Raw genomic sequence first — 10720 nt, forward strand, 5'->3', positions numbered from 1 at the left:
ATGGAATCTACTGAGGTGGTCCGGCGGTACTGGTCGTCGGTGTGGAGCAGGGACTGGAAGGCCGTGGGTCTGACCCTCGCCGAGGACGTGGAGGTCTTCTGGCCCGTCACCCGGGAGATCATCCGCGGCAGGGACAACATGGTGGCGGTCAACGCCGAGCACCCCAACGGGTGGAGCATCGACGTCCTGAACGTGTACGACGCCGGCGAGGTGGTGGTGTCCGAGGTCCAGGTGCCGCAGGAGGACGTCGGCATCTTCCGTGTGGTGTCCATCTGGACGGTGGCCGACGGCGTGATCACCTCCGGCCGCGAGTACTGGACCCTGTACGGCGGCGAGGAGGGGCGCGACTGGCGGCGCAGGTACGCCGACGTGGGCGACCTGCTTCCCTGAGTACCGTCGAGGTGATGGGAGCGCCACGGGATATGGCGGACGTGCTTCCGGCACTGGCCACAGCCCCGCGTGCGCCATAAGCTAAGCATGCTGATGATGATGCGATCAGTGACCGTATCCCCAACCCTTAGGGAGCATGATGAGCACGAAGGTCGAAGAAACCATTGTCGTAAATCTTCCAGTGACGACCGTGTACAACCAGTGGACCCAGTTCGAGGAGTTCCCGCACTTCATGGGCGGCATCAAGCAGATCACGCAGCTCAGCGACGATCGCCTCGAATGGGTTGCCGAGATCGGCGGCATCCGCCGCCAGTGGGAGGCGAAGGTCCTGGAGCAGGTTCCCGACCGCAAGGTCTCGTGGGCGGCCACGGAGGGCGCTACGAACGCCGGCACGGTGTCCTTCGAGGATCTCGGGGGCACCACGCGCGTGAACCTCGTCCTCGAGTACGAGCCCGAGGGCCTCGTCGAGAAGGTCGGCGACAAGCTGAACGTCATCGAGAACCAGGCGAAGGCCGACCTGCACCGGTTCAAGGAGTTCATCGAGTCCGAGAGCTACGCCACGGGCGCGTGGCGCGGATCCGTGGCCGGCGTCGGCACCACGGGCACCCCGACGGTCGAGGACGCGGCGGAGTCCCGCGGTGACAGCGGCAAGGCAGGCGTGTCCGGCAAGGTGGCGGCCGGAGTCGGCGTCGCCGCGGCGGCCGCAGTGGCCGGTGTGGCCGCGGCTGCTGCCAGCAAGAAGGACGACGAGGAGGACGTGGACGCGGTGGACGTCGACACGGTGACCGTGGTCGATGCGGCACCCGTGGTCCCCGAGACCACCCCGGTCGTCGACGAGGTCGACACCATCGACGTCGATCCCGTACCCGCTGTGGACGGCGTGCCGGGAACAGGTGTCCCGTCCGAGAGCCAGGGGCTCGAGGACGACAGGCTCGTCGACGGCGACACGACGGACCGCCGGGGCACCCTCTAGGCCCTGCACCATTGGAGGACCGGGCCCTGCGGGGTCCGGTCCTCCCGCGGTCTTCGGTTCCTGCACTGTCCCGCCCGGCGCGTCCGGTACGACGTCGGATCCGGCCCGCCCGGATGCCGGCGAGCGCGGAGGCTCGCGACGATCGCAGCGCCTAGGACCCGCCATTCCCGGTGGCCGCGCCCAGGACCCGCCGTGCCCGGTGGCCGCGCCTAGGACGCGCCTCGCGACGATGGCAGCGCCTAGGATCCGCCGTTCCCGTCGGCCGCGAGGACGATCCGCGTGACGGGCAGGGACGGATCGGTCCCGAAGCCGATGCCGCTCGGACGACCGCCTTGCATCACGATCCGGGCTCCGAGTGCCGCGACCATGGCCCCGTTGTCCGTGCACAGCGACGGCGCCGGGACGGTCAGGGTGATGCCGGCGGCTGCACACCGCTCGCCGGTCAGTTCGCGGAGTCTCCGGTTCGCCGCGACGCCGCCGCCGAGCAGGAGGTTCGTGATGCCGTGTTCCCGGCACGCGAGCACAGCCTTCGAGGTGATGATGTCGACCACCGCCTCCTGGAAGGACGCGGCGATGTCCGCCACGGGTACCTCCAGGCCGGCCGCCTCGTACTGCTCCACGCTGCGCGCCACAGCCGTCTTGAGTCCGCTGAAGGACCAGTCGTAGCGGTGCGGGCCGGGCTGCTCCGCGGTGCCCATGTACTTGGGCTGCGAGAGCCCGCGGGGGAAGCGGATCGCCGTCGGATCGCCCTCCCGGGCCAGCCTGTCGATCACGGGCCCGCCGGGATAGCCGAGGCCGAGGATGCGTGCCGTCTTGTCGTAGGCCTCGCCTGCGGCGTCGTCGATCGTGGACCCCAGGAGTTCGACGTCGCTCGCGATGTCGCCGATCCGCAGGATCTCCGTGTGCCCGCCGGACACGAGGAGCGCGCCGAGGTCGGGCGGCAGCCCGTCGGCGAAGGTGCCACCGAGCATGCCGACGCCCACGTGCGCCACGAGGTGGTTGATGGCATAGAGCGGCTTCCCGGTCGCGACGGCGAGCGCCTTGGCCGCGGACACCCCGACCATGAGGGCTCCCGACAGGCCCGGACCCGCGGTCACGGCGATGGCGTCGATCTCGTCGAGGGTGACGCCGGCGTCGTCGAGCGCCGTCCTGAGGGTCGGGACGAAGGCCTCGAGGTGCGCGCGTGACGCGATCTCGGGGATGACTCCGCCGAAGCGCACGTGCTCGTCCATCGACGAGGACACGGTGTTGGTCAGCAGCTGTGTCCCCCGCACGATCCCGACGCCTGTCTCGTCGCAGGAGGACTCGATGCCGAGCACCAGTGGTGCCTTGCGTGTCATGGTGACCCCTCTCCGCCCGCGGGCAGGACGAGCTGCATGACCCAGGCGTCCACGCCGTCGCGGTAGTACCTCTTCCTGGTGTGGATCCTGGCGAAGCCGCAGCGTGTGTAGAGCTGCTGGGCCCGCGGATTGTCGGCGCGGACCTCAAGCATCACCGTGTCCGCGCCGCGGCGTCGCGCCTCGTCGAGCAGCTCGGTGAGCATGGCCCGACCGATGCCCTGCCCCTCGAAGCGCGGCAGCACGCCGATGGTCTGGATGTCCGCCGTGGTGTCGATCACCATGACGCCCGCGTAGCCGACCGTCTCGCCGTCGACCTCGGCCACGATGTAGCGCCGTGTGTCCGGCTGGAAGAACTCGGTGTAGAACATCTCGAGCGGCCAGGCGTCGGTGGGGAACAGCTCGTTCTCGAGGCGGCCGACGGTTTCGATGTCCTCGTAGGTGAGGCTGCGCAGGGTGAAGCTCACGCCGTCGCCCGTTTCCGCGGGCCGGGCACCTTGGCGTCGGACTCCCGCAGGTACAGCGGTGCGGTGTCGCGGAGCGCTTCACCCGCGAGGAGATGCTGCCGGGCCACGCGGGCGAGGGAGGCCGCGTCGGGGTCCGACGTCGCGAAGGCCGGCAGGCCGTCCAGCTCGTCCGGGTACAGGCTCGCCGCTCGTCCCGCCAGGGGCTGGTCCTTCGGCAGGCTCACCGCCGCACCGACGTGCGGGCCGTCGAGAAGCTCGGGCAGTACGGCGGCGCCGTCCCCGCCCGACGGCGCGCGGTACGCGGCCCAGTAGACCTCGCCGCGGCGGGCATCTGTGCCGACGAGGAATCCGGAACCGGCAGGGACTGCGCCGCTCGCGGCGGCGTCGAAGGCCAGGGCATCGAGGCTCAGCACGCCGAGCAGGGGGACGTCCCAGACGAAGGCGAGTGTCCGTGCCGTGACGAGTCCGGCGCGCAGTCCCGTGAAGGGGCCCGGGCCCACTCCGGCGACGATGCCGTCGAGGTCGGCGCCGGCCACCCCGGCGTCGGCGAGGACCCGCTGCACCGCAGGGGCGAGGACCTCAGCGTGGGAGCGCGTGTCGGCACTGCCGAACCGGCCGACGACGTCGTCGTCCCGCAGGAGCGCGACGGTCGCCGCGGCGGAGGTGTCGAGGGCGAGGAGAAGCACCCGTCCAGCCTAGTCGAGGACGGGCGCGGGCAGCCCTGCCCGCCAGCGCGGCCCGAAGCCCGCGAGGGTGACGGTGCGCACCTCGTCCTCGCCGTCGTCGTCGAAGGCCGTGATCGGTTCGCCGGTTCCGGACAGCGCTCCGCCGAGCGGGCGGCGGATCGTGACGTGCAGCCGGCTGTCGCTCAGGTGCTCCACCCTGCCCGCTCCCCACTCGATGACCGTGACATTGGCAGCCATCGTGGCTTCGAGGTCGAGGTCGTCCACGGCGGCCGCACTCTCCAGGCGGTAGGCGTCGACGTGGACGAGGCCCGGCCCGTCGCCCGTCGAGGGATGCTGCCGGACGAGCACGAAGGTCGGCGAGATGATGCGGTCCTCGACAGCGAGGCCACGGCCGAGGCCCTGGGTGAACGTCGTCTTGCCGGCGCCGAGCTCACCGGAGAGGACCAGCAGGTCCCCGGGCCGCAGCTGCGGTGCGAGGCCGGCGGCGAGGCCCTGCAGCTCGGCGGCCGAGCCGACGTCGTAGGACGCGGTCCACTCAGGCTCCATCGCCATCGCCCGCCTCCCGTCGTGGGTCCACGTACACGCGCTCCACCCGCCCGCTGATCCGGGTGACCACCTCGTAGTTGATGGTCTGGGCGGCGGCGGCCCAGTCCTCGACCGGCGGTGAATCGGTGCCACCGAAGAGCACCGCGCGCTTGCCGAGGGGGCTGTCCGCCGAGTCGACCAGGCCCGTGGTCCCGAAGTCGATGACGCACTGGTCCATGGCGATCCGACCCACCACCGGGTAGATGCGGCCGCCGACGAGTACCGGGGCTCCCGTCGCGATGCGGGGCACGCCGTCGCCGTACCCGACGGGGATGAGCCCGAGCGTGGTGGGCTTCTGTGTGCGGTAGCCGTAGCCGTAGGAGACGCCCTGGCCGGCGGGCACCTCCTTGCAGTTCGAGACGGTGGTGCTGAGGGTCATGACGGGCCGGAGGCCGAGGTCTGCGGAGCCCTGGTCGGAGAAGGGCGAGAGCCCGTAGATGCCGAGGCCCACGCGCACGAGGTCGAAGTGGCAGTCGGGACGTGAGAGCGTGGCGGGCGTATTGGCGAGGTGACGCACCTCGACGTCGATGCCGGCGTTCTCTGCGGCGGCCACGGCCTCGCGGAACGCCTGCACCTGGAGGTCGGTCTCGGGGCGTGCCGGCTCGTCGGCGACGGCGAGGTGCGAGAAGATCCCGACGACCCGGATCAGGCCCTCCTCCTGGTACGCGATGGCCCGGCTGAGCAGGGACTCCCACTGGTCCGGCGGGCAGCCGTTGCGGCCGAGACCCGTGTCGATCTTCAGGTGCACGATTGCCGGGCGTTCCAGTTCGCGGGCTGCGGCGGTCACGTGCTCGAGCTCCCATCCGGAGATCCCGAGGTCCAGTCCGTGCTCGACGCCGGCGGTGAAGTCGCTGCCCATGGTGTGCAGCCACGCGAGGATGGGGGCTTCGATGCCCGCCTTCCGCAGCGCGACGCCCTCGTCGATGTGAGCGACGCCGAGCCACGCGGCTCCCGCCTCGAGGGCGGCGCGCGCGATGGGGAGGGCGCCGTGGCCGTAGGCGTCGGCCTTCACGACAGCCATCACCCGGGCGGGGTGGGCGACGTCGCGCAGGTGCCGGATGTTGTGCCGCAGGGCGTCGAGGTCGATCTCTGCGGCACGTTCTGAGGAAGTCACCCGCCCTATTCTGCCAGCTTGCGCGAGGCCTCCGCCGGGTTGATTACCCGGGAGGGAGCGGGAACAATCGAAGGCGTGTTCGAACCTCCGTCCGTCGCCCCCGGGTGCGTGCTCCCCGACGAGAACGGAAGAGCCTGCGGCAGCGCCACGGGCGCAGCGCCCTTCCCACTCTGCGCAGCGCACCTGGCACTGGTCGCGGAATGGTCGGAGGCCGAGTGGGGCTCCACCGACCTCCTGCCCGTGCCCTGCCGTGCGTGCGGTTCGCGGATCGGGGTGCGGTACCCGTCCGGCTGGGTATGTGCGGCCTGCGAGTGGCGGGTGGGCGACGTCCTCGATGACGGCCTGCCGCCCCCGCGCGTCGACGTCGTCTACTACCTCCGGTTCCGGGACCGCATCAAGATCGGGACGACGGCGAACCCGCGTCGGCGTCTCGCCCGCATCTGGCACGACGAGGTGCTGGCGTTCGAGCGCGGTGACCGGCTCGTCGAGCGGCGCCGGCACGAGCAGTTCGCAGGACTTCGGCTCGACCGGTCCGAGTGGTTCGAGGCCGCCCCGGACCTGGAGGAGCATGTGGCACGCCTCGCGGCGGGCGTCGACGACCCGTGGGCGCTGTACCTACGCTGGCTCGGTGAGGCCGCCGCCCTGCGGGGGTGACGGTCGATCCTCCCGAAGGGCGGGCAGCGGTCCGCAGGATGCGCAGTGATCAACGCGAACAGGTGTGGTCCTGGTCCTCGCCCGGATCGTCGGGCGGCCTCGGGACATACGCGCGGACGGTCGGGCGGGTATCTGCCGGGCTGGTTTCCCCCGGGAGGGCCCTCCCCGGGCGGGCCTCTGCCGGGGTGGCCTCCTCCGGACGAGCCTCGCTCGGCTGCGTCTTCCCCGGGTGCGTCTCCTCCGGCTGCGTCTCCTCCGGACGCCCTCTCTCCGGTCGGGCCTCCCCCGGGTGCGTCTCCTCCGGGTGCGCCTCCCCCGGGTGCGCCTCCTCCGCACGCGCATTCTCCGGGTGCGTCTCCTCCGGACGCGCATTCTCCGGTCGGGCCTCCGCCGGTCGGAGTGACGGCGAGGCGTCCGACTGCCGGGCGATCGTCGCCGTCGCCCGGCGCAGGGCCTCCGTGGGGACGTCGGACACCAGGTCCTCCAGGAAGGCGTACCGGCGCAACCACTGCCGCCGCACGCCGTCGCGCCCCGCACTGACCCGGTGCCACCAGTCCGCGATGTCCCCCCAGCCCGGTGCGGCCAGGGAGCCGCCCACGTGCTGCACGGACAGGGAGGCGCACAGGTTCGCGAAGCGAAGGCGGTCGGCGAGCGGGAAACCCGCGAGGTCACCCATGACGAAAGCCGCCCCGAAGCAGTCACCGGCGCCCGTCGGATCGTAGGCGGACACGGGAAGGGCCGGCACCCACTCCTCCTCCCCCGTCTCCGAGTCGATGGCCATGGCCCCTTGCTGGCCGACGGTCACGACGGCCACGGGCACACGGTCCGCCAGCGAGTAGAGGGCCGCCCACGGGTCATCGGTCCGCGTGTATGCCATGGCCTCGGCGGCATTGGGCATGAACGCGTGGAAGTGCTCGAGCGAGGCGAGCGTCTCGGGCGCCCACTCCCCCGCGGCGTCCCAGCCCACGTCCCCGAACAGCTTGGTGCCGCCGGCGGCTGCGGCCTTCGCCCACGGCTCCACCTCCCGCTCGAGTCCCACGATGGCGGCCCGGCACGACGGCGGTGCGCCGATCAGCTCGGTGGCGCTCAGCGGAGAGGGGTGGCCGTGCGTGATCATCGAGCGGTCGTGGTGCACGGAGAGGGACACGGTGACGGGTGAATGCCATCGCCCGAACACGCGCGACCGCGAGAGGTCGACGTGCTCCTGGTCCTGCAGCACGTCCCAGTTGGACTGCCCGTACGCGTCGTCGCCGAAGGCGGCAGCGAGCGTGGTGCGCAGACCCAGCCGGCTCGCGGCGATCGCCTGGTTGGCGATCCCACCCGGCCCGGAACCCATGCCCTCCGTCCACACCTCCGTGCCGGGCGACGGCAGCTGTTCGAGGCCCGTGAAGATGATGTCGAAGAACACCTGTCCGGCGAGCAGGAGGTCGAATTCGGGCCCGTCCGGGCTGCGCGTGGCCACCAACGGATCGAAGCGGTGCTGTTGGGCCATGTACGGCAGAATACTTCCAAGGCGCCTCGCGCGGGGCGCCCGGCGGCCCGATTTCGAGCCCGGTTTCGAGTCCGGGCGGCAGCAACCCGACGAAACCCATGACGAAAGCGGGACGAACCTTGCCTGAGACGTTCGGTACAGGTGCGCGGCTCGTCATCGTGGGCGGAGGAGGCTTCCGTGTGCCGCTGGTCTACCGTGCGCTCGCGGAGGGTCCGTTCGCAGGGCTCGTGTCCGATGTCGTCCTGCTCGACGCCGAGCCGGAGCGTGCGCGCGCGATCGCGCGGGTGCTCGAGGCCCTGCCGCGGACGGGTGCGGGCCCCCGGCCGTCCGTGCGCGTCGAGGACCGCCTCGAGGATGCGCTGCCGGATGCCGACGTCGTCTTCGCCGCGGTGCGCAGCGGTGGCACCGAGGGACGCATCCTCGACGAGCGCGTTGCCCTGGCCGCCGGACTGCTCGGGCAGGAGACCGTCGGCGCCGGAGGGATCTCCTACGCGCTCCGCTCCATCCCGGACATGATGCGCGTCGCCTCCGTGATGCGCGAGGTCGCGCCGGACGCGTGGCTCATCAACTTCACGAATCCCGCCGGAATGGTCACGGAGGCGCTCTCGACGGTCCTGGGCCCCCGGGTCATCGGCATCTGCGACTCGGCTTCAGGCCTCGTGGCACGCGCGGCCCGTGCAGCCGGCGTGGACCTGCGCGGCGCGCTCACGGGAGTCGACTACGTGGGCCTGAATCACCTGGGCTGGCTCCGCAGGCTCGACGACGGCGAGAAGGACCACCTCCCCGGGCTGCTCGCCGACCCTCTGCGCCTGGGCGGCTTCGAGGAGGGGCGGCTCTTCGGTCCGGACCTGCTCCGGGTCCTCGAAGCGCTGCCCAACGAGTACCTGTTCTACTACTACTTCCACCGCGAGGCGCTCCGCTCAATCAGTGGTGCGGACAGGACTCGGGGGGAGATCCTACGGGACCAGCAGCGGGACCTCTACCCGCGGCTCACGGCCGCCGGTGATCCCTTCGGCGTCTGGGAGGCCGCCCGGCGCGAAAGGGAGTCCGGCTATCTCGCCGAGGCGCGGACCCGAGACGAGGAGCGCGACGAGGCGGATCTCGCCGGGGGTGGCTACGAACGGGTTGCGCTGCAGGTCATGCGGGCGCTGCTCACGGGCCGGCGTGCGGAGCTGATCCTCAATGTGCGCAACGGGTCGACGTTCCCCGATCTGCCGGAGGACGCCGTCGTCGAGGTACCGTCCGTCGTGGACCCGACGGGAGCCCACCCCCTGCCGGCGGCGCCCCTGACGCTTCACCAGCTCGGTCTCATGGCGGCCGTCAAGGCCGTCGAACAGGACACCGTGCGCGCGGCGGTGCACGGCGACCGCGATGCCGCCCTGCGGGCCCTTGCCGGGCACCCACTGGTCGACTCGTTCCACGCCGCCGGGCGGGTACTCAGCGGTTACGAGGAGGCATTCCCCTCGCTGAGGGCGTCCTGGGTCGGCTGAGCCGGCGCTCCTGACACCATCCGCCGTCGCATCTCCCCGACGCCCAGGGACACCAGGGCGGCGTCGGTCGTGGCGGCGATCCAGCCGAACCCCGCCGCGGCGAGCAGGGCTGCACGCTCCGGTGTGCCCGCATAGGCGCCGGCAGTGATGCCGGCGTCCATGCAGGCGCGGATGATCCGGGTCAGGGGCGCGTCCCCTCCCGGTGCGGCCAGGAGGTCGTCGACGTGCAGCCCGAGCGTGAGTGAGAGATCGAAGGGGCCGACGAAGATCATGTCGACGCCGGGTACGGCGGCAATCTCGTCGACTGCATCGAGTGCGGCAGCGGTCTCGATCATCACGGCGCACAGCGGCACGGTGTGCGTGCCGCTGTCGGAGCCCGGGCTGCGGACCGGGCGACTGCCGGGCAGGGGTCCCCAGCTGCGCGTGCCGTACGGAGGGTAGTGGCTTGCGGCGACCGCCTTCTCGGCATCGGCCACGCTGTCGACGAGGGGCACGATGACGCCGTCCGCCCCCGCATCCAGCGCCCGACCGATCAGCGCAGGGTCGTTCGCTGCGACGCGTACGAGCATCGGGGCAGCGTCCGACGGTCGGAGACCCAGCGTGGTCCGGAGGGCGTGGTCGTCGAAGTGCCCGTGCTGTGCGTCGAGGCCGACCCAGCCGACGCCGGACCTCGCCAGCTCGGCGGTCAGTCGGGGTTCGCCCAGGGTCGCCCAGGCGCCGAGGCGCGGATCGTGGACGGGCTGTGGGGCAGTCATGCCCCCATTGTGTCCCGTGCTGGACCGTTGTCGGTCGCGTCGCCGGTCGCGTCGCCGGTCGCGTCGGTCGTGTCGGTCGTGTCGGCCGTGTCGGCCGTGTCGGCCGTGTCGGCCGTGTCGGCCGGCGCGTCGCTGTCCCGCCGTTGCCCCGCAGCCGTTCGCGTCCCTGTTCCGCGCTGGACCGCCGTCGCCCCGCTTTCGGTCGCGTCGGCGTCCCGCGGGACCCTGGCTAGAGGAACCGGTGCATGATGTGGAGGCCGGTCGGTCCAACCGAGGGGTGCATGAACGCTCCGGGAACGGTGCCGACGATCACGAAGCCGAGCGACGTCCACAGGGCGACCGCGCGTTCGTTCGTCTGCACCACGGCATTGAACTGCATCGCTGTGTACCCTGCGGCTCGCGCCTCCTCCAGCACGTGATCGGCGAGGGCGCGGCCGACGCCCCGGCCTCCGGCGTCGGCGGCCACCAGGAAGGAAGCATTCGCGACGTGGGCCCCGTTGCCGCCACGGTTGGCGTGCAGTTGCGCGGTGCCGACCACGCGCTCGGTCTCTGCGTCGACGGCCACGAGGACGACGAGCGTCGGATCGGTGCCTCCGGGACCGGGAAGCCACTCGAGCCGTCCTGCCGCCTCATCCATCGACGTGTCCCAGCAGTAGGTTTCTCCTGCTCTGGCAACCGGTTCCATGATGGCCCAGAGGGAGGGCCAGTCATCCGGCCCGGCCGGCCGAAACCGGAGCATCAGGCCTTGAGGGCGTTGGCCCAGAGGTTGATGTCGGA

Annotated in this window: 11 protein-coding genes and 1 pseudogene; 4 read left to right on the forward strand and 8 right to left on the reverse strand. The window is 71.6% G+C overall.

Annotation, left to right across the window (positions count from 1 at the left end; translation table 11 throughout):
* A complete protein-coding gene (locus tag AC4D2C_RS15720) occupies nucleotides 1–390 on the forward strand; it encodes a nuclear transport factor 2 family protein (protein ID WP_490915768.1) in 390 nt (129 codons plus the stop codon).
* Nucleotides 391–529: 139 nt separating this feature from the next.
* Nucleotides 530–1363, forward strand: a complete 834-nt coding sequence (locus AC4D2C_RS15725) for an SRPBCC family protein (protein ID WP_490915769.1) — start codon at nucleotides 530–532, stop codon at nucleotides 1361–1363.
* A 239-nt stretch (nucleotides 1364–1602) separates the two neighbouring features.
* Here the strand turns inward: AC4D2C_RS15725 and tsaD are convergent, their stop codons facing one another.
* From tsaD to alr, 5 genes are read right to left on the reverse strand one after another with little or no spacing between them, the layout of a single operon-like run.
* Nucleotides 1603–2703: a tRNA (adenosine(37)-N6)-threonylcarbamoyltransferase complex transferase subunit TsaD gene (tsaD, locus tag AC4D2C_RS15730; protein ID WP_490915770.1), complete on the reverse strand. Its 1101-nt coding sequence runs from the start codon at nucleotides 2701–2703 to the stop codon at nucleotides 1603–1605.
* Nucleotides 2700–3167 carry a ribosomal protein S18-alanine N-acetyltransferase gene (rimI, locus tag AC4D2C_RS15735; protein WP_490915771.1) on the reverse strand — a complete coding sequence of 156 codons (468 nt, stop codon included), beginning with the start codon at nucleotides 3165–3167 and terminating at the stop codon, nucleotides 2700–2702. Before rimI ends, tsaD begins: the two co-directional genes overlap by 4 nt.
* Nucleotides 3164–3853, reverse strand: a complete 690-nt coding sequence (gene tsaB / locus AC4D2C_RS15740) for a tRNA (adenosine(37)-N6)-threonylcarbamoyltransferase complex dimerization subunit type 1 TsaB (RefSeq protein WP_490915772.1) — start codon at nucleotides 3851–3853, stop codon at nucleotides 3164–3166. Before tsaB ends, rimI begins: the two co-directional genes overlap by 4 nt.
* 9 nt (nucleotides 3854–3862) lie before the next feature.
* Nucleotides 3863–4405, reverse strand: a complete 543-nt coding sequence (gene tsaE / locus AC4D2C_RS15745; protein WP_490915773.1) for a tRNA (adenosine(37)-N6)-threonylcarbamoyltransferase complex ATPase subunit type 1 TsaE — start codon at nucleotides 4403–4405, stop codon at nucleotides 3863–3865.
* Nucleotides 4389–5561: an alanine racemase gene (gene alr / locus AC4D2C_RS15750; RefSeq protein WP_490915789.1), complete on the reverse strand. Its 1173-nt coding sequence runs from the start codon at nucleotides 5559–5561 to the stop codon at nucleotides 4389–4391. Before alr ends, tsaE begins: the two co-directional genes overlap by 17 nt.
* 66 nt (nucleotides 5562–5627) lie before the next feature.
* Here alr and AC4D2C_RS15755 point away from each other — a divergent pair, with 66 nt between their 5' ends.
* Nucleotides 5628–6206 (forward strand): GIY-YIG nuclease family protein, encoded by a 579-nt coding sequence (locus AC4D2C_RS15755; RefSeq protein ID WP_490915774.1) that lies wholly within the window; start codon nucleotides 5628–5630, stop codon nucleotides 6204–6206.
* 409 nt (nucleotides 6207–6615) lie between these two features.
* Here AC4D2C_RS15755 and AC4D2C_RS15760 read toward each other — a convergent pair.
* Nucleotides 6616–7698 (reverse strand): annotated as a pseudogene (locus AC4D2C_RS15760) (PfkB family carbohydrate kinase); the annotation flags it as partial.
* 119 nt (nucleotides 7699–7817) lie between these two features.
* Here AC4D2C_RS15760 and AC4D2C_RS15765 point away from each other — a divergent pair.
* A complete protein-coding gene (locus tag AC4D2C_RS15765) occupies nucleotides 7818–9188 on the forward strand; it encodes a family 4 glycosyl hydrolase (protein WP_490915775.1) in 1371 nt (456 codons plus the stop codon).
* On the opposite strand, the gene AC4D2C_RS15770 is transcribed toward AC4D2C_RS15765, so the two are convergent.
* Both AC4D2C_RS15770 and AC4D2C_RS15775 read right to left on the reverse strand, forming a co-directional pair.
* A complete protein-coding gene (locus AC4D2C_RS15770) occupies nucleotides 9143–9943 on the reverse strand; it encodes an HpcH/HpaI aldolase family protein (RefSeq protein WP_490915776.1) in 801 nt (266 codons plus the stop codon). The two genes, AC4D2C_RS15765 and AC4D2C_RS15770, sit on opposite strands and share 46 nt — an antisense overlap.
* Before the next feature lie 229 nt (nucleotides 9944–10172).
* Nucleotides 10173–10682, reverse strand: a complete 510-nt coding sequence (locus AC4D2C_RS15775; protein WP_490915790.1) for a GNAT family N-acetyltransferase — start codon at nucleotides 10680–10682, stop codon at nucleotides 10173–10175.
* Between the last annotated feature and the right edge of the window lie 38 nt (nucleotides 10683–10720).

It is taken from the genome of Arthrobacter sp. TJ-240 (assembly GCF_058269195.1).

Excerpts from the sequence above, each read along its gene's own strand:
- AC4D2C_RS15770 (WP_490915776.1), bottom strand. The coding sequence starts at position 9,943 with ATGACTGCCCCACAGCCCGTCCACGATCCGCGCCTCGGCGCCTGGGCG.
- tsaE (WP_490915773.1), bottom strand. The coding sequence starts at position 4,405 with ATGGCGATGGAGCCTGAGTGGACCGCGTCCTACGACGTCGGCTCGGCC.
- AC4D2C_RS15775 (WP_490915790.1), bottom strand. The coding sequence starts at position 10,682 with ATGCTCCGGTTTCGGCCGGCCGGGCCGGATGACTGGCCCTCCCTCTGG.
- tsaD (WP_490915770.1), bottom strand. The coding sequence starts at position 2,703 with ATGACACGCAAGGCACCACTGGTGCTCGGCATCGAGTCCTCCTGCGAC.
- AC4D2C_RS15720 (WP_490915768.1), top strand. The coding sequence starts at position 1 with ATGGAATCTACTGAGGTGGTCCGGCGGTACTGGTCGTCGGTGTGGAGC.
- AC4D2C_RS15725 (WP_490915769.1), top strand. The coding sequence starts at position 530 with ATGAGCACGAAGGTCGAAGAAACCATTGTCGTAAATCTTCCAGTGACG.